Raw genomic sequence first — 16,887 nt, 5'->3', positions numbered from 1 at the left:
GATCCCGCCTCAGCATAATGCAATGGACTGCGAATCTCACCAAGTTACTGCAAATTGCAATTAAGTGGTTTCTTTTTCAACGTTGATAAATTTAGTAAAAATATTGATTTTAAGAGACTTGTGATCGTCGGGTTGGGTTGGCCTGCTCAATGCAATAAAGGAGGTCACTATGAATCCTGTAGTCATCTCCAAAACCGCCGCAAACCACTTCAATCGTATCCTTCTCTGCGGTTCCGCACTGATGGTGACGGCTGCGCTCGCGCTTTCCACGACCTCCTGCGCCACGTCAAAGGGCTTCGGTCGTGACGTGAAAAAAGTGGGTAACAAGATCGAAAACGCGGCTGACCGCACCGGCGGCGCCAACTGATTCACGGGTGGCATGGCTCGAGCCCCGACGTAAGATCACGGACGATTCCGTCCGCGCTTCTTACCCTTTCCCGCCACTCAAAAGTGGCGGGAAATTTTTTCGACCGCAGCCTCCGCGGTCAGTCCATGGAGGGCGCGGAGGGTCTCCGGCTTGCCATGTTCGACAAACTCATCCGGCCAACCGATCCGCTCCACGGGAGTGTGGATCCCGGCACCGTGGAGATGTTCGATGACGGATGCGCCGAATCCGTTGAGCAGCACATGGTCTTCAAAGGTGCAGAGCACCTTGCAGCGTGAGGCGAACTGCTCCAGCACCGCGGCGTCCAGCGGCTTGATGAAGCGAGGATTGATGAGCGCGACCGAGAGGCCCTTGGCCTCCAGCGCCAGCTTGGTGCGTTCCGCCATCTCGAACATGGTGCCCAGTCCGATGAGGGCGACGTCCGTGCCGTCCGCCACGACTTCCGCCTTGCCGATGGGAAGGATCTCCGGCGTCGCGGAGATGGGGGTGCCCTTGATCACGCCCCGCGGGTAGCGGATCGCGGACGGGCCGGCGTCATACGCGGCCATCGTGTGGAGCATGTTGACGAGTTCGTTCTCATCCTTCGGCTGCATGTGGATGAGGCCGGGAATGTGGCGCAGGTAGCCGATGTCAAAAAGCCCGTGGTGGGTGGGGCCGTCATCTCCGGACAGTCCGCCGCGATCCATGCACAGGCGGACCGGCAGTCCCTGCAGCGCCATGTCGTGGATGATCATGTCATAGGCCCGTTGCATGAAGGTGGAGTAGATCGCCAGGAAGGGCCGCAGCCCCTCCGTCGCCATGCCGCAGGCGAACAATGCCGCGTGTTCCTCCGCGATGCCCACGTCGTAATACCGCTCCGGCAGCTCGTTCTTGAAAATGTCCAGCTTCGTTCCGCCCGGCATTGCCGCGGTGATGGCGACGACCTTCGGATCTTTTTTCGCAATGTCCGTCACCGTCCGCCCGAAGATCTCGGAGCAGGTGGGGGAGGTCGTCACGTCGGTGGAGCCGTCCTCGATCTTGTACGCGCCGAGTCCGTGGAACTTCCCGGGGTTGTCGAGGGCGGGCTGGTAGCCGCGGCCTTTCTCTGTGATGATGTGCAGGACCACGGGTTCCTGCAGCGTCTTCAGATGCTCGAAGGTTTTGACCAGCAGCGGCAGGTCATGGCCATCGATCGGGCCGAAGTAGCGCAGGCCGAATTTCTCGAAAAGGACGTTGGGGAACAGCAGGTTCTTCGCCCCTTCCTCGACCTTGTGGGCGAGCGAACGGATGGCCCGGCCGGCGACTTTCTCCACGAAGTCCGCCGCTTTGCCACGGATTTCGGAATAGGTCGGATGAGTCTGCAGGGCGTTGAAATAGCGGGCGATGGCACCGACGTTCTTGTCGATCGACCATTCGTTGTCGTTGAGGACGACGATGAACTTCCGGGTGGTCTCCGCGATGTTGTTGAGCGCCTCCAGGGTCGGTCCGCAGGTGAACGCGGCGTCTCCGGCCACGGCAACCACGTGGTTGCCCCCGCCGGTGAGGTCCCGCGCGGCGGCCATCCCCAGTGCGGCGGAGAGGGCGGTGCCGGCATGTCCGGCGCCATAGGCGTCATGCTCGGACTCCGAGCGCAGAAGGAATCCATTCAGCCCCTTGTAGGTACGGATGGTGTGGATCTGGTCCGCCCTTCCGGTGAGCATCTTGTGGACATAGCCCTGGTGGGCCACATCGAAGACGAATTTGTCCTCCGGGGTGGAGAACACCCGGTGCAGGGCGATGGACAACTCCACCACCCCCAGGTTGGGGCCCAGGTGGCCGCCGGTCTTCGAGAGCGAGGTGATCAGCGAGTGCCGGATTTCCTCCGCCAGGAGGGGCAGCTCGTCATCCGCCAGATGCTTGACGTCATCAGGCGAATGGATCGAGGAAAGCAGCGGTCCGAGTGCCGGAGGTTGGTCGGGCTTAGAAGAGGCGGATGTCGTCATCGTCGTCGGGATCGGCCGCGGGGCGGGCGGCGCTGGCGGGCCCGGGAATGTGCGCGGGATCAGTGTCGGTTTCCAGCCCGATTTCCGTCTGATTTCGGAGGGTGATCAGTTCGATCCGGGATTTGGCTTCCTTGAGGAGGGATTCGCACGTGTTGAGGAGGGTCGTCCCCTTTTCATAGTGTTCCACGAGCTCGCCCAGGGGGAGCTGATCGTGCTCCATGGCCTCCACGATGGCTTCCAGATTGCTGATGGCCTCCTCGAAGCTGGGGCCGCCCTTGGGGGTGGATGCTGGATTCTGCTTTGCCATCGGTTCAGCGGCCGGGTTCTGAGGTGGAGCGGATCGCACGGTCGCTGTAGAAGATCATGTCCACGCCGAACAGTGGCAGGGGATAGGGATAGCGTTTGGCGATGCCTTCCAGCTTCGGATCCTTGTCAAAGGTGCGCAGGCCGGAGGTGGAGGCATAGGTCCGGCCGTCGATGACCAGCGAGGTGAAGTCCTGGTACTGCTGGTAGATCTCCGCAATGGAGCCGTGCTGGTTGGAGACCGGGGAAATCAGGATGCCGGTCAACGGTGTCTGGGAATCCGCCGCGATGGTCTCGAACTTCTCGAAACCCCTCCGCGTCGTGGGCAGCCACAGGCTGACCCGGTCCGCATACCACGCCACCGCCCATGGCTGGTCCGCCACGACGATCTCGTTTTCCTTCACCACCTTCTTCAGGCCGATGTTGAGCGCCGGCGCGTAGTAGGGCGGCCAATGGGGCAGGCCGCCGCTGTCGCGCATGTTCATACCATTGATGACCTGCCGCGGCAGGATGATCATCATGGGCATCGCGCACACGAGGACGATCACGTAAAGATGCGTGTTCCTCATGAATGGCGTGGTGTTCACCACGGTGAGGCGTGACCAGAGGATCGACACGAAGGCGATCCCGTAGGCCGCCATGATGGGGGCGAACAGCAGGTGGAGCTGGTTCGGGTCCAGCCCTTTGCTGGAGACTCCATAAAACGACAGGCCGACCGCGGTGGTCACCCACATCAGCAGGAGCACCCAGCGGAAGTTGGCGATCGGCGCGCGCTTGAAGGGATGCAGCAGGGAAAGGAAGAACAACGGGGCCACCACGATGCCCGCAAGCAGCGGGATGATGTCCATGGTCTGGAGAAGCGTGGTGCGGACGATCTTCATGACCAGGCCGTCCGTCACCGCCGCCGCTTCCGTCAGGTCGTGCCCGCGCATCACCGCTTCCTCCGTGCCCATGCCCACGCCGTTGTAGAGGCTGAGGAACGCGGCACCGAACGGCGAATCCGTGACCCGGTAGGCGCGCAGCATCGGGCCGACCGCGGCGAGGATAATGAGCACGATGACCGCCGCGCCGATGACACCCCGGGGGCGGAACGCCAGCGCGGCATAGATGACGTAGCCCAGCGCGATCCACACCGTCATCCAGTGCGTGAGGGCGAGCAGGGTGAAGAAAACCCCTGCGATGAGGGCCGGGACAAAGGGGAGGCGTCCTTCCGCCTGGGCCTCAACCGCCCGGTAGACGAAGTAGAGGCCGGAGGTGAACAGCAGCAGCATCAGCATCTGCGGCAGTCCGCTGAGCGAAAAGTCCCAGAACGTCTGGCAGAACAGCATGATGATGGCCGTGACGGCGGCGATCTTCGGGTCGAATATCCTCGTCACCAGCAGGTAGGTGACCGCGATGGACATCAGGAAAAACAGCGTCGAGATGGCCGCGATGACCCGGTCCAGGGGAAACACCATCTCCTTTTCCTTCATCGGCCAGGCGTCGGCTTCGTTCGCGCCGATCAGACGCAGCACCACGGAGTTGACCAGGGGGTTGAGCGGCGCGTGGTAGGTGTCCTTGAAGTCTTTGAGGGCCACGGTCTCGGAAAAACCCTTGGAGGCCATGTCATAGGCGGCGGGGCTGATCATCTTCGTGGAGAATCCGTTGCCCCGTGCGATTTCACGGGCGATCTGTGCCTGCTCCATCCCCTTGGGGGCGTTCAGTCCTTTGAACAGCGCGAACAGGTTGGCGAAGGTGAGGATGATCAGGACCAGGATGAAAACCGTGCGGCGGATCAGAGTGCCTTTTTCCAGGACAGGGCGTTGGCTCATAGGTGGAGTTGGAATGGGGGTCGTCAGAAATTGAATTCCTTCAATTTGCGTTGAAGTGTGCGGCGGCTGATTCCCAGCAGTTCGGCGGCGCGGGTCCGGTTGTCACCCGCCGCGGCGAGGGCACCGCGGATCGCGTTGCTTTCAAGCGCATGCAAGTTGAAATCGGCAGGCGCGACAAGCGGGTTTTTGAGGAGCAACGGCGCGTCGATCTTCGGAATTGGCGCGGAATGAAGGAATTGGGGCAGATGACGGACATCGATGACGGGATCGTTGCTCATCACCACCCCGTGCTCGATGGCCGTGCGCAGCTCCCGGACGTTGCCCGGCCATGGGTAGGACAGCAGCAACTGCATGGCCCCGTCCGTCAGGGGCTTCTTAGGGCGGTCGTTCTCCTTGGCGAACTCGCCCAGGAAGCTGTTGGCCAGCAGGACGATGTCTTCGCGCCGGGTTCTCAGCGGAGGCATCTCCAGCTTGACCACATTCAGGCGGAAATAGAGGTCCTCCCGGAACGTTCCCTGCTCCACCAGTGACAGCAGGTTCTTGTTGGTCGCGGTGATGACCCGGACATCCACCTTGATCGGGGTGTTGGATCCCACCCGCTCGATCGTCCGTTCGGACAGCATCCGCAGCAGCTTCACCTGGGTGGGCGCGTCGATTTCCCCGATCTCATCCAGGAACAGCGTGCCGCCGTCTGCCTGTTCGAACCTGCCGATGCGCTTCTGCGCCGCGCCGGTGAACGCGCCTTTCTCATGGCCGAACAGCTCGCTCTCCAGCAACTGCGGGGAAAGGGCGGCGCAGTTCACCGTGACCATCTTTCCAACAGGCCGCCCGGAGAGATGGTGCAGGGTGTTCGCCACCACCTCCTTGCCGGTGCCGGACTCACCCTCGATGAGGATGGTGGCGCGGGTGGGCGCCACCTGGCGGATCAGGTCGAACACCCGGTTCATCGCCGGGGATTTGCCGATCAGTTTGTCGATCTTGTGCGCCTGCTTGACCTGGGTGACGAGCTGGCGGTTCTCCGTCTCCAGCGTCCGCCCGCGCAGCGCACGCTTCAGCAGCATCTCCACCTCGTCGAGGTTGAGCGGCTTCGTAACGAAGTGCCAGGCCCCGCGCCGCATGGCCTCCACCGCGGTGTCCACGGAGCCGTAGGCGGTCATGATCAGGGAAACGGGCGGCTCCGGCAGCTTCTGCGCCATCTCCAGCAGGTCCATCCCGGAGTCCCCGCCCAGCCGCAGGTCGGTCAGCAGGAGCTGGATCGGCTCGGACTTCAGGATCGTCAGCGCCTCCTCCACCCCGGAAGCGGTATAGACGTCGAACTCCTCCTCCAGCGCGCTGCGGAGGCCTTCGCGCGTGGCGCGTTCGTCATCGACGATGAGGAGGGTGGGGAGCATGGGTCAGAGGTCGATGGTGGGTGAAGCGAGCAACCGCGGGCTGCGGTCGCCGCGCGGCAGGTGGATGTGGATGCGGGTGCCGGAGTTCTCCTTGCTGTCGATCTCGATCTCCCCGCCGTGTTCGCGGATGATCCGGCGCACGATGAGCAGGCCCAGCCCGGAGCCGGAGGACTTCGTGGTGCGGTAGGGCTCGAACAAGGCCCCCATGTGCTCCGGGGAAATGCCGGTGCCGTTATCCTCGATGGTGATGACGAACTCGTATTCGGTGAACCGGGTGCGGATGCTGATGCGGCCGTTCTGCCCTGGCAGCGCCTGGTAGGCATTCCGGATCAGGTTGTAGAAAACCTGCTGGAACTGGCCGCCATCGACATTGGCGGGGGGCAGGAACTCCGCCAGGTCCAGCTCCACGGCGATGTTGCGGGACGCCAGCTCCGGTTCCAGCAGCTTCAGCGTTTCCTTCAGCAGGAAATGCAGGTCGCACCGCTCGCGGGTCGGCTTCGTCGGCCGGACGGCGTGGAGGAACTGCTTGAGGATGGTGTCCAGCCGCTGGATCTCCTGGCGGGCGGTCTTCAGATTTTCCTCCAGCGGACCACGGTCCCCGGCGGCCAGCTTGCGCAGCTTCCGCCCCATCAACTGGAGGTGGATGTCCAGCGAGTTGAGTGGATTCCCGATTTCATGGGCCACCCCGGCCGCCAGCAGGGTCAGCGCGTTGAGCCGTTCCGTCTCCAGCGTTTCCTCCGCCTCCGCCCGGGTGGTTGTCAGGTCGCGCACCAGCATCACGTGGCCCAGCGGCGCGCCGGAGTCCTCGATCGGAGCGAGGTAGAAATTCAGATAGCGGTGGTCCGGGTAGAACACCTCCAGATCCCGGGACACGGCATGCCCGGGCCGGGCGAGGCTTTCCCAGTCCAGCCCGCGGATCTGGCTGGCGATCAGTTCCCCGGTTGCCCGCTTCGGGTCCAGTCCGAAAAATTGGCAGGCGGCCGTGTTCATGAAGTCCACCCGGCTTTCCGGGTCCAGGATGATGACCCCCTCCCGCAGTGCCTCGAACACCTTCGTCAGCGTGCCCTTTTCCCGGATCAGGCGGGTCACCAGTTGGTGCACCTCCCCCGGGTCCACGCTGTCCAGCCGGGAAACGAGTTTGTCGAGGAAGCCGGGTTTCACCTTTCTGGAAGTTCGGTTATCGGTTAAGCAGGGGAATGGATCTCTTGCTGGTCATCTCGACATTTCCTGATGAGGAAAAGGCGCGACAGATTGGCACGCTGCTGGTGGAAAAGCAACTGGCTGCGTGCGTGAATCTTCTGCCCGGCCTCACTTCCATCTACCGCTGGCAGGGCAAGATCGAAACGGCCGGCGAAGTCATGGCCATCTTCAAGACCACCGCGGCGGGCTTCCCAGCCTTCCGCGACGAATTGCTCGCCCTCCACCCCTATGACGTGCCGGAGGTCGTGGCCCTCCGCACGGCGGATGTCTCGGCGGCTTATGGCCGGTGGATCATGGAGCAGGTGGGGGTGTGAGAGAGTCACCTTCATTCAGGTGATTCCGAACGCCTTCGTGATTTCCTCAGAAACCACCACCCACAGATCGACGACGCGAGGAGAACACCGCTCGTCCATCGCAGAGGGGTGGTGTTCCCCTGGATCTGTCCGGAGATCCTGTCAGTCCAATACCCGACAGCCGGGATGGGTGGCTCCAACCCGGGCGAGGGTTTCAGCTCAATCTCGGTTACGATGCCTTCAGGGACCGGTAGTTTCCCGATGCGGAGGAGATTTTTCGCCTCAGATCGCAAGGGAAAGAAGACAACGGGATATCCTCTGGCTGCTGATTGATAGGAGGCCGGATGATCCAGGGCGGACTGGAGCAGCGCCAGATCTTCGTCGGCCCCCAGTTCCACCAGAAATCTCAGTCCTGTTGCCAACCGGTGGGCTGGGATGGGCTGGTGCTCGTTGGGGCGGATGATGGGGCCATCCGTTTTCCAGCGGGTCCTTCCTTTTCCCGAGATTTCCGTCCGGAGGAATGTGCGCAGATCCTCCACGCAGTTTGGGGGGAATCTGTGATGAGGCAGGCGATCCCGATGTAATCCGAGGATCGCGATCGTACCAAGGGGATCGCGGTGGAAAAGATGCGGCATCATTTTCTCTTCGGACTCAGTCCAGTCAGTTCTTTTCCCGTAACTTGCCGCGCGGAAGCAGGCGAGAATGTCGAGATCGTCGCGCATCACGTTTTCGACAAGCCAGCGGATGCTTTCCTGCTTCTGTCCCCTCAATGAAAGGCCTCCTAGGCCGTGCGGGGCCAGTTGCGGTTGTTCGAGGAAAGCACGGAAGGTGTCCAGTGGTATGCCCAGGTCGAATGCCTGTGTGTACGCTGCCATCCGGGCGGCGATCTCGCGCTCCGCCATGTCGTGGGAATCCAGAGCGAGCTTGGTTTGGACGCCCAGTCTCCGGATGCTCTCCGGTGAGAAGGTGGCCCGGAGTGTGGGCGGGAGGTGGGATTGGTAGTTCATCACCTCGAAAAGATACCTCCACGTCGCCACCCGGCACCTTTCAGGGGTGCCGAAAGCTTTCCTGCCCTCATGCCCGAGGGCGCCCAGGCATCGTTCGAGGAGCGTTTGGAGGTTGCCGTCCGGCTCGGAAGGTCGTGCCAGCACTTCTTCCATCCTACGGTAGGTTGATATTTCCTCCGGGGTGCTTTCGGGAGCGCGCTGGCGATCCGCCAGCCATCGTTGGAATCCGAGACGATCCGCAGGGGCGAAGCCGCATAAGGATCGCTTCAGTTCCAGTATCGCCATGAATTCCTCCGGGTTGGAGGCGGCTTGGCCCTTGCTCCAATTGTTTTCCACGGTGCCTCCATGTCTCCATGGGCCGTGGATAGTCGCAAGGGTGCGTGCCTCCATCTTTTCGACCTGTTTGAGGTTGTAGCGGCCATCCTGTGGTTCGGAGAGAAATTTTCCGAGGCGGTAGCGGATCCTGCCGCCGATGTCTCCTGCCACGGGAGACCTTCCCAATATTGCGGTGGCGTGGCCGGCGGGAAGATCCCGGGGACGGATTCCTGTCCCGCAGATTCCTTTGATTTCTTCCCGGGATTGCCATCTCCCGCGCAGCCACACCTCGCTCGTGATCAGATCGTAACCTCCTACGATCCCTTTCACGGGTTCACCAGTGCGGTTCACCAGATAGATGATGACATCCCTGCCCCTATTGTCTTCATCATCGACCACCAACGACAGCGGGCTGGTCGCGCGTTCCAGCACCCGCCGCGGAATTTGATCGAATCTCAACGCCCTGCCGAGGGATATCCCTGTGGAAACGGGATCGTTCACGACGGCGTCCCCACCTTTCAGGAACCATCTCGCGTTGTCGTGGGATGGGTCGCGGGGGAATGCTTCCAAGGTTCCATCGGGCATGAAGCGATAGCCGCTCGTGTCTCCCATGAATGCCAGCGTGCGGCTTCCGGACCGCAGTTCCTTCATCCATTCCGCCCAAAGATAAAACACGTGTTCCATTCTTCTGGGACAAGGTGGATCCATGAGGGGAAATCTCCTGACTTTCTCCGCGGCACTCTCTTCCAGACGGAGAAAGAGGAAGCCGCCGTTGTTGCCGTCATCTTCAACGGGGGTTGCATATATCTGCGGGCCGTCCAGGAGCGAGCACAGCTCCCGGACGGCGGACGGATCCAGCAACAGGCCCAACACGTCGATCGCCACGGTGAATGACTTCCATCGTGCCGTGTCCATCTCCCATGCGCCTTTCGGTCCGATGGGCTTGCCGGTCTTCAGATCCCAGCGCGGCTCGACAGCGTGTTCCCTCGCCTCCCGGATGGCACGTGAGAAGTGTTCCACCGCCTTCCCTTGGGTCATGAGGAGTTCGTGTCGCGCAAGAAAGCCCGTATTGAAAAGCGATCCATCGGGATCCGGAAACGAGATGTCCGGCAGTCCGGTCAGGAACTCTCCGACTGCCTGGATGCGCGTGGAGAGGGTGTCATGGTCCTTGGCCGCTTCCAGCTTCGCGGTCCACACGCTGACCTTGGTTTCTCCGTCGTATGCGGGTTGTGCCCCCACCGGCTCCAAAAGTAATGTCATCGCGATCCCCAGCCGAACCACGGCCTCCATGGAAATCTTCAGATTCTTGCAGTGGGTGCGCAGACAGACCAGCAAGACAAAGGGCTGGTGGGACATGCTGCGTGGGGCTGCCTGGAAAATGCCGGAACCGTCCGGTGCCTGCAAGCAAATGATGGATGCGGGTGGCCAACCATTGCCTGTCAGGGAGAACGTTCTCAACGCGCCGCTCCCGGCACCAGCCTCACGCCGCCCTTCAGGAGTTCGAGCATGCGGCCGCGGAAGATGATGGCGTCGGAGCTCTCCACGGCGGTGAGGTTGCGTTTCCACAGGCCGTTCTCGGTTTCCGCCTGGTCGATGATGCTGCCGGGGCCGTAGTGGCGGTCTTCCTCTCCGGGGGCTGTGGCGGTGATGAGACCGGACCGGACCATGAGGTAGGCGCGGCAGACGTCGCCTTTTTCAATGAACGTCTCGCCGGCCTCGAAGTGGACGGAGGGCATGGGGTCCGGGGTTGCGGCGACGGGCAGGGCGAGATCCCTCGGGAAAAGGAGCTCGAAGGTCCAGTCGAAGATGACGCGCAGCTTCCGCGCGGTGCCGGGGAGCTTTGCCAGGTAGATGGTGCGCCACATCCACCACGCGATGAAGCCGCTGAAGCGGTAGCCCATGACTTCCGCGACCGCCTCCCGCGTGCCGACGGTGGCGAGCTGTCCCATGTAGCGGTAGGTGAAGGGGGCTGCCTTTTCCCCTTTGAGGACGGCGGCGATGTTGCGGCCGATGCGGGTGCCTTGGCGGAGGGCGAACTGGGCGGTGGGCGGGGAGGTCTTCATCTCCCCCTCGTCGTCCCACGGTACGGCGGCGCAGTCGCCCGCCGCCCACAGGGTGGGATGCCCGGCGACCTGCATGGTGGGTAGGGTGGGGATCCGGCCCTTCTCCGGTTCGATGCCGAGCTGCCGGCAGAGATCCATGACGGCGGGGTTCGGCGCGTTACCGATGCTGGAGATGATGGTGTGCGTTCCGATGGAGTTCGTCTGGTTGTAGGTGATCCTGCCTGAGGTCGCCTCATTGACGCGGGAGTTGAGAATGATCTCCATGCCCCGCCTTTCGAGCACGCGCTGGGCGTGGTCGCCCAGTTCCGGGCCGATCTCCTCGAGCAGATGCGCGCGGCTGTGGATGAGGACCACCCGTGCGGGCGTGTTGTTGAGGTTGGCGTAGAATTCCTTCGCTCCTTTCACCAGGTCGAGGATCTGGCCGGCGGTTTCCACACCGGTGTAGCCGCCACCGACGATGGTGAAAGTGAGGAGGCGTTTCCGCACCTCCTCATCACTGGCAAGGTTCGCTTCCTCCAGCCGATTGATGATGGCGGAACGAATGCGGAGGGCGTCGGTCACGGACTTCATCGGCATCCCGTGCTCGGTCATGCCTGGCACCCGGCTCAGGTCGGTGATGCTGCCCAGGGTGACGACCAGATGCTCGAAATGGATGGTCTGGTTGCGGGTGAAGCGGCCGCCATCGACGATGACTTTCTTCCCCTGCCAGTCGATGTGCTGCACCTTTGCCTGGAGGACGTCCACGTTGCGGCAGAACTGCCGGAGCGGGTGGACCACATCCTGCGGGGCCAGCGCGGAACCAGCGACTTCCGCCAGCATCGGGTGGAACACCATCGCGTTCCGTTCCGCGACCAGCGCCACCTCATCGACCGCCTTCGGACCGAGGAGTTTTCCCAGTGCCTTCGCGCAGTAAGCTCCGGCGAAGCCGCCGCCGAGAATCAGGACCTTGTAACGGAGTGGCGGGTTGGCTTCCACGGCATCTGGCATCCCGCAGCCTAACAGGGAAATGCGTTTGCTCAATAGCGGGGAACTTCCGGATCCACCGCCAGACTCCACAGCTCGATCCCGCCGTGCATGGAAAAGGCGTTGGAGAATCCCCGGGAGCGCAGGAAAAGCGCGGCCCGCAGGGACCTCATGCCGTGGTGGCAATAGACCACCACGCCGCGCGCCGGATCATCCGTCAGTGCGCCCACCCGCTCGGGAAACTCACCGAGCGGCACCCACTCATTGCCCGGGATCTGGCAGATCGCCAGTTCCTCCGCCTCGCGGCAGTCAATCAGGCGTGGCCGTTCGCCTTCCGGCAGGTTGATCCAGGCGGCGACGGATTCCGGGGAAACCTCTGCGGTGGCTGCGGGGTCGGGAAGCATGGCGGAGATGAAATGCCGGGAAGATGGACGCAGGCAATGAGCGTATTGCCCTTGGCCCGATGGCTATTTCATCGCGCCTTCGATGATTTTGATAATCTTGGAATTATGATCGGAAAGCTGGCGTTCGTAAATCGCTCCGTAAAAGACGCCGGAGTATTTGCCGTTTTCATCGATTCGTTCCACCAAGGTTGCGATGCTGTCTTCCCCTCCTGAGGGGAGGATGATTTTTCGGTTGGCCTTATAATATCCCAGGATGGCATCGACATCGAACTCTTTCCGGAATTGATCGCTGTCCTTAGGAGGAAGGAATTTTTGGGACATCACGACCCGAACCTTGTCATCCTGCCATTTCTTCTCCCAATGGAATATCTGCTTTGGTGCCAACCCTTTGAAGGCAACTACGATCACGTGTGAATCCCATCCGCCCAGTGCGCAGATTCTGAGGAAGCTGTCGAAGTCACCGAACTGGCTGAATATGCTCAGTGGAGGGATGGCCATCCCGCGCAGTCGATTCACATACTCCTGGTCTGAAATCGAATAAATGCCGGATGGATCATTGATTTCAGCCGGGTTCGAACGCGCGCCTTCAGACAGGAATACACCTAGACATGCAGCTATCATCAATCGCATCATTGGTTGAAGGGTATGGAAGCGTTCTTGGGGAAGGGAAGTCAGCGCGCCACCTGCGGTGGCTCCACATAGTGGGCCACTATCATGGTCTGGATCCTCATTTCAACCCAAGTCTTCCAGGAATGAAGTCACCGCTCCACAGTCCTCCCGCCTTTCAGCCAGCGACGGTGATAGGCCGGTACCACTAAAATGGCATCACTCCACGATCACCGGGGTGCCCACCTGGACGTTCTCGAAGAACTTGGTGGACATGTGGTGGGGCATCCGCACGCAGCCGTGGGAGGCGGCGTAGCCGGGGAGGTAGCCGGTGTGCATGCCGACGCCGCCGTTGAAGCGCATGAAATTCGGCATCGGCGCGCGGACGAAGGTCGCTCCGGCGGGGATCTTCTTCAGGCGGATGTCCACATCGTCATCGACGGTGTTACCGGCGGCGTCCTTGAACACGCCATAGAGGGAGGAGCGGTGGTCCTTGCTTTTTTCGGTGATCTTGTAAGCGCCGGGAGGGGTGCCGTGGTCTTCGTCACCGCTGGAAATCTTGGAGACACCGACCAACTGGCCGCCCTTGTAGAAGAACGCCTTCTGCTGCGCGCGGTTGATCTTGATCATTGGGGATCCCATGACCCCGTCACCGTCCCAGTAGGAGATGTCGTCCGGGATCGCCGGGGGCTTGTGGTGCGGGCCGCCGGAGGTCTGGCGGTGGATGGATCCGCCGATGCCGGCCATGTAGTCCGAGCCGGGAGGTGCCCCGCCACCACAGGAGGTGAAGGCGAGGGCAGCGAGACAGGAAGTGGAGAGTAAGGAGAGAAACTTCATGGCGGATCGGTTTTCCGCGCGGACCATGGTCCGGACGGGGTGCTAGGTCAAGTGAACAGTCTTCCCGGGGCACTCAGGCCGGGGTTGCGCCATGGGAGGGAAATGGTAAGGATCTTATTTCAAATTTATGCCGAATTACGATTACCAATGCGGGAAGTGCGGGCACACGTTCGAGGTGTTCCAGAGCATGAAGGACGCCAAGCTGGAGGATTGCCCGCAGGAGGGATGTGACGGGAAGGTGAAGCGCCTGCTCGGCACCGGCGCGGGCCTCATCTTCAAGGGAGGCGGCTTCTACCAGACCGACTACCGCTCCGCATCGTACCAGGCCGGCGCGAAGGCGGACAGCGGCGCGGCCCCCGCCGCGAAATCCGAAGCCGCCCCGGCTCCGGCGCCTGCCGCTCCGAAATCCGGCGACTGACCCTCCGGCTCCCCGTTTTCCGTTTCCTCCAGAAAAACCCACCCATGGCCGAAGAATCGAACACCAAGCCCCGCGGCTGCTTCTCGCGTCTCTTCTCATCCTTCCTGTTCCTGGTCGCCCTCGGCCTCGCGGCGGCGCTGTACTTTGCGACGCAGCCGCAGGACCTGTCGGACGTGAAGGGCTATGGCGGGATCTCCGGCACCCCGCCTCGGGATCTCGGACAGGCGCTCCACAATGCGGTGGAGCGCGGCTACGACCTCCGCCTTTCCGAGGAGGATATGAACCGCTGGCTGGCGGCCACGCTGGCCATGGAACAGGGCGGCGTGCTGGGGGGCAGCGTGAAACTGGAAGGGGTCGCCATCCGCCTGGAGCAGGACGTTGCGGAAGTGGTGATGGTGCGGTCCGCGTTCGACCGTCCGTTCACGGTTTCCATGTTCCTGAGGATCGAGCAGACGGAGTCTCCCGATGGTGTTTCGACCGCCCTCCACCGCGACGGAGGTGCCTTCATGGACAGTTTCCCGAACCTGAAGAAAGGCGGGCGCTTTGGAAAGCTGGTCGTGCCGCAGGGGCTGCTGCTGCTGGTGATGCCGGCGTTTTCCGAGTTGAAAGACCAGTTCAAGGATGAGATCTCCAACGGACTGGAGAAGATGGCGCGGGTGAAGATCGAGGAAGGGAACCTCGTCCTGGATCCGCGTGGCAGCACCTCCCCTGAAACGATCAATCCCTTCTGATGAAGTTCGCGCCGGTCATCGTGTCCATCGCCCTCCTGCCACTGGTCGTGGCGCAGGAGCCGCCGCGTGCGAACCTGGTGGTGGAGGACAACGGAGCCTCGCCGGGTGAGGCGGTCAGCCGGTCCGGGCTGTTCCGGGTGACCGGAGGTGACGGTGGCGCGCGCGGGACCATGGCGTTGCTGGCGGACCAGACCCGTGAGGAACTCCGGGCCCTCACCGAGGAGAAGGGGGAGGAACAGGTGGTGATGCCCATCCGCATCCTGCTTTCCGGAAATCCGGGGGAACCCGCGCCGCCCCGCCCGGTGGTGATGGAGCTGTTTTTCAATGACCAGGCCTTCGACCTGCGGGTCCGCGCCCACATGGGCCGTGGTGTCGGGCGGGAGCAGTTCGCCTCCGTGCTGACATCCGCGCTGATCTATGAGCGCACCCTGCGCACCCGGAAGCCGAACGAGTCCGAAAAGGAATTCAACGTGCCGCCGTGGTTGGTGGAAGGCCTGCGGGAGGCCACCGCATGGAGATTGAAGCAGGCGGACCGCCGCCACTATGAATCACTCTTCCGGCGGGGGGGCATCTACAAGATGGACCAGTTGTTCTCCGTCACCGGACCCGCGGAGGAGCAGATGGACACCGCGATGAAGCTCGCGTTCCGCGTTTCCTCCGGTGCGCTGGTGATGGCGCTGCTGGAACAGCCGATGGGCAAGGAGGGATTCCGCGCCTTCCTCACGGAGGTGGCGGGCTACCAGGGGGAAATGCCGGTGCTCCTCAGGAAGCACTTCCCGGAACTGAACCTTTCCGAAAACAGCCTCGAAAAGTGGTGGGCGCTGCAGATGGCGAACAAGGGCGCGGCCCCGTTGTCCGACAGTCTCTCCATCGCGGAGACGGAGGCGGGGCTGGAGGAGGCGCTGCGCTTCCATTTCCGCAGCCCGGAGGGAGTCGTGACGGAGAAGCCCATCTCGGCGTGGCAGGAACTGTCCGACCTCCAGCCGAAGGAACGGATCGACGCGATCAAGCCGGCCCAGGATGCCATCTGGCGGCTCAGCTACCGCAGCTTTCCCTCCTACCGTCCGCTGTTGGTGGAGTATCAGGAGGTGCTCACCTCCATGGAGCGCTGGGAGACGGAAAAGGTGCCGGAACGGCTGGCGTCCCTCGAACAATCCCGGGAGCTGATGCGTGCGAAGGGGGAGCGGGCGGTGGATTTCCTCGACTGGTTCGAAATCACGCGGGCGCGCAATCCCAGCGGCGTGTTTGATGACTACCTGCGGCTGAAGGAGCGCCTGCAGGAGCGGAAGCACGTCCGGACGGATCCCATGTCGGAGTACCTCGACCGCATGGATGAGCTTTTCAGCCGCGGCCAGGAAGAGAGGCCCGTGAGATCCGCCCAACAGCCGTTGATGCTGCCGGAGTGAGGCATGGGGTGGGCCACCCTGCCGCGTGAACCGCTTCTCACCATCTGAAAATGAGGGGCGGCACGATGATGCGCACGTTCCCTCCCTGACGGTTCTCGCTTTCCGTCACCGCGGTGACCAGACCGTTCTCGAACTCGACGGCCGTCTTGCTCTTTTCCTCCTGCGTGACGTGGGAGAGCTGGCGGAAGATCCCTCCGGTCACCGGGTCGATGCGGGTGACGTAGTGCTTCACCTCCTCGTAGTCGATGAACTCCCAGCTCCCCGCCTCGCCGGTGCTGGTCCGGCGCATGGAGGTCTTCGTCGGCTTGCCCAGGGACAGGGTGACTTCATCCGTGGTCATGCCCACCGCCACCGCCTTCGCGGCGATGAGGTTCTGCACCTCGATCTGGCGCACGTAGAGTTTCTTGAGATTTTCCACGAAGTCCGGGTCCTTCGCTGAGAAGGCCCACGGCCCGACCCAGCCGGAGATTCCCCCGCTGCGGCCCTGTCCGCGCACCCGGTAGACCTTGTCCGTGATGGCCTCCAGTTTCACCCGCTGGTTCGCCCGCAGGTAGCCCAGCCGGTGGCTGCCCGTCTTGTCGGAAAAGACGGGCGCTTCCTTGATGACGTCCAGCTCGATGGGCTGTTTCAGCGTTTCCTCCAGATAGACCACGTCCGGGTCGGAGTTCAGGAGGGAGGAGCGGTCCGCGCGTTTGATCTGGGCCCCTGCGGAGAGCGCGAGGCCGACGGAAACAAGCGCGATGAGCCACCGGTTCATTGGGTCAATCTACCGGCATCCGGGGAAAACGGAAGC

Annotated in this window: 16 protein-coding genes; 5 read left to right on the top strand and 11 right to left on the bottom strand. The window is 62.4% G+C overall.

Annotated elements, in window-relative coordinates:
- The first annotated feature begins 169 nt into the window (after positions 1-169).
- Positions 170-367: an entericidin A/B family lipoprotein gene (locus OVA24_RS19175; protein WP_267671744.1), complete on the top strand. Its 198-nt coding sequence runs from the start codon at positions 170-172 to the stop codon at positions 365-367.
- 77 nt (positions 368-444) lie between these two features.
- Here OVA24_RS19175 and dxs read toward each other — a convergent pair whose 3' ends face one another.
- Genes dxs through OVA24_RS19150 form a run of 5 tightly spaced genes read right to left on the bottom strand, consistent with a single transcriptional unit; the run spans position 445 to position 7,012 of the window.
- On the bottom strand, positions 445-2,346 hold the full coding sequence (gene dxs, locus OVA24_RS19170; RefSeq protein WP_267671743.1) for a 1-deoxy-D-xylulose-5-phosphate synthase: 1,902 nt from the start codon (positions 2,344-2,346) through the stop codon (positions 445-447).
- Complete coding sequence (xseB, locus tag OVA24_RS19165) at positions 2,324-2,653, bottom strand: exodeoxyribonuclease VII small subunit (protein WP_267671742.1); 330 nt, start codon at positions 2,651-2,653, stop codon at positions 2,324-2,326. The genes dxs and xseB overlap by 23 nt, the downstream gene beginning before the upstream one ends.
- Positions 2,654-2,657: 4 nt before the next feature.
- Entirely contained in the window at positions 2,658-4,460 is a 1,803-nt protein-coding gene (locus OVA24_RS19160; protein ID WP_267671741.1) for an ArnT family glycosyltransferase, read from the bottom strand.
- 23 nt (positions 4,461-4,483) lie between these two features.
- A complete protein-coding gene (locus OVA24_RS19155; RefSeq protein ID WP_267671740.1) occupies positions 4,484-5,851 on the bottom strand; it encodes a sigma-54-dependent transcriptional regulator in 1,368 nt (455 codons plus the stop codon).
- 3 nt (positions 5,852-5,854) lie between these two features.
- Entirely contained in the window at positions 5,855-7,012 is a 1,158-nt protein-coding gene (locus tag OVA24_RS19150) for a sensor histidine kinase (RefSeq protein WP_267671739.1), read from the bottom strand.
- Between the two features lie 35 nt (positions 7,013-7,047).
- On the opposite strand from OVA24_RS19150, the gene cutA reads away from it, so the two are divergent.
- Positions 7,048-7,365: a divalent-cation tolerance protein CutA gene (cutA, locus tag OVA24_RS19145; RefSeq protein ID WP_267671738.1), complete on the top strand. Its 318-nt coding sequence runs from the start codon at positions 7,048-7,050 to the stop codon at positions 7,363-7,365.
- A gap of 11 nt (positions 7,366-7,376) precedes the next feature.
- On the opposite strand, the gene OVA24_RS19140 is transcribed toward cutA, so the two are convergent.
- From OVA24_RS19140 to OVA24_RS19120, 5 genes are all read right to left on the bottom strand, one after another.
- Positions 7,377-10,022 carry a hypothetical protein gene (locus tag OVA24_RS19140; RefSeq protein ID WP_267671737.1) on the bottom strand — a complete coding sequence of 882 codons (2,646 nt, stop codon included), beginning with the start codon at positions 10,020-10,022 and terminating at the stop codon, positions 7,377-7,379.
- Between the two features lie 98 nt (positions 10,023-10,120).
- Entirely contained in the window at positions 10,121-11,716 is a 1,596-nt protein-coding gene (locus OVA24_RS19135; protein ID WP_267671736.1) for an FAD-dependent oxidoreductase, read from the bottom strand.
- A 29-nt stretch (positions 11,717-11,745) separates the two neighbouring features.
- Entirely contained in the window at positions 11,746-12,096 is a 351-nt protein-coding gene (locus tag OVA24_RS19130) for a rhodanese-like domain-containing protein (protein ID WP_267671735.1), read from the bottom strand.
- A 63-nt stretch (positions 12,097-12,159) separates the two neighbouring features.
- The gene (locus OVA24_RS19125; protein ID WP_267671734.1) at positions 12,160-12,729 is read right to left on the bottom strand and encodes a hypothetical protein; all 570 of its coding nucleotides are present in this window, start codon (positions 12,727-12,729) and stop codon (positions 12,160-12,162) included.
- A gap of 192 nt (positions 12,730-12,921) precedes the next feature.
- Entirely contained in the window at positions 12,922-13,539 is a 618-nt protein-coding gene (locus tag OVA24_RS19120) for a L,D-transpeptidase family protein (RefSeq protein ID WP_267671733.1), read from the bottom strand.
- Between the two features lie 127 nt (positions 13,540-13,666).
- On the opposite strand from OVA24_RS19120, the gene OVA24_RS19115 reads away from it, so the two are divergent.
- From OVA24_RS19115 to OVA24_RS19105, 3 genes are read left to right on the top strand one after another with little or no spacing between them, the layout of a single operon-like run.
- Positions 13,667-13,957, top strand: coding sequence for an FmdB family zinc ribbon protein (locus OVA24_RS19115; protein WP_267671732.1), 291 nt, complete (start codon positions 13,667-13,669; stop codon positions 13,955-13,957).
- 44 nt (positions 13,958-14,001) lie between these two features.
- Positions 14,002-14,688: a hypothetical protein gene (locus tag OVA24_RS19110; protein WP_267671731.1), complete on the top strand. Its 687-nt coding sequence runs from the start codon at positions 14,002-14,004 to the stop codon at positions 14,686-14,688.
- A complete protein-coding gene (locus OVA24_RS19105; RefSeq protein WP_267671730.1) occupies positions 14,688-16,094 on the top strand; it encodes a hypothetical protein in 1,407 nt (468 codons plus the stop codon). The genes OVA24_RS19110 and OVA24_RS19105 overlap by 1 nt, the downstream gene beginning before the upstream one ends.
- A 37-nt stretch (positions 16,095-16,131) precedes the next feature.
- On the opposite strand, the gene OVA24_RS19100 is transcribed toward OVA24_RS19105, so the two are convergent.
- The gene (locus OVA24_RS19100; protein ID WP_267671729.1) at positions 16,132-16,851 is read right to left on the bottom strand and encodes a hypothetical protein; all 720 of its coding nucleotides are present in this window, start codon (positions 16,849-16,851) and stop codon (positions 16,132-16,134) included.
- Between the last annotated feature and the right edge of the window lie 36 nt (positions 16,852-16,887).

Source organism: Luteolibacter sp. SL250, from assembly GCF_026625605.1.
GTDB lineage: Bacteria > Verrucomicrobiota > Verrucomicrobiia > Verrucomicrobiales > Akkermansiaceae > Luteolibacter.
The sequence above is the reverse complement of the archived record's forward strand: the minus strand, read 5'-3'. Positions and strand labels throughout refer to the sequence as shown.

What these genes read in the sequence shown, in the direction of transcription:
- OVA24_RS19105 (WP_267671730.1), top strand. Translation starts at nt 14,688, where the DNA reads ATGAAGTTCGCGCCGGTCATCGTGTCCATCGCCCTCCTGCCACTGGTC.
- OVA24_RS19100 (WP_267671729.1), bottom strand. Translation starts at nt 16,851, where the DNA reads ATGAACCGGTGGCTCATCGCGCTTGTTTCCGTCGGCCTCGCGCTCTCC.
- OVA24_RS19125 (WP_267671734.1), bottom strand. Translation starts at nt 12,729, where the DNA reads ATGATGCGATTGATGATAGCTGCATGTCTAGGTGTATTCCTGTCTGAA.
- xseB (WP_267671742.1), bottom strand. Translation starts at nt 2,653, where the DNA reads ATGGCAAAGCAGAATCCAGCATCCACCCCCAAGGGCGGCCCCAGCTTC.
- OVA24_RS19175 (WP_267671744.1), top strand. Translation starts at nt 170, where the DNA reads ATGAATCCTGTAGTCATCTCCAAAACCGCCGCAAACCACTTCAATCGT.
- OVA24_RS19130 (WP_267671735.1), bottom strand. Translation starts at nt 12,096, where the DNA reads ATGCTTCCCGACCCCGCAGCCACCGCAGAGGTTTCCCCGGAATCCGTC.
- OVA24_RS19140 (WP_267671737.1), bottom strand. Translation starts at nt 10,022, where the DNA reads ATGTCCCACCAGCCCTTTGTCTTGCTGGTCTGTCTGCGCACCCACTGC.
- cutA (WP_267671738.1), top strand. Translation starts at nt 7,048, where the DNA reads ATGGATCTCTTGCTGGTCATCTCGACATTTCCTGATGAGGAAAAGGCG.
- OVA24_RS19110 (WP_267671731.1), top strand. Translation starts at nt 14,002, where the DNA reads ATGGCCGAAGAATCGAACACCAAGCCCCGCGGCTGCTTCTCGCGTCTC.
- OVA24_RS19160 (WP_267671741.1), bottom strand. Translation starts at nt 4,460, where the DNA reads ATGAGCCAACGCCCTGTCCTGGAAAAAGGCACTCTGATCCGCCGCACG.
- dxs (WP_267671743.1), bottom strand. Translation starts at nt 2,346, where the DNA reads ATGACGACATCCGCCTCTTCTAAGCCCGACCAACCTCCGGCACTCGGA.
- OVA24_RS19120 (WP_267671733.1), bottom strand. Translation starts at nt 13,539, where the DNA reads ATGAAGTTTCTCTCCTTACTCTCCACTTCCTGTCTCGCTGCCCTCGCC.
- OVA24_RS19155 (WP_267671740.1), bottom strand. Translation starts at nt 5,851, where the DNA reads ATGCTCCCCACCCTCCTCATCGTCGATGACGAACGCGCCACGCGCGAA.
- OVA24_RS19135 (WP_267671736.1), bottom strand. Translation starts at nt 11,716, where the DNA reads ATGCCAGATGCCGTGGAAGCCAACCCGCCACTCCGTTACAAGGTCCTG.
- OVA24_RS19115 (WP_267671732.1), top strand. Translation starts at nt 13,667, where the DNA reads ATGCCGAATTACGATTACCAATGCGGGAAGTGCGGGCACACGTTCGAG.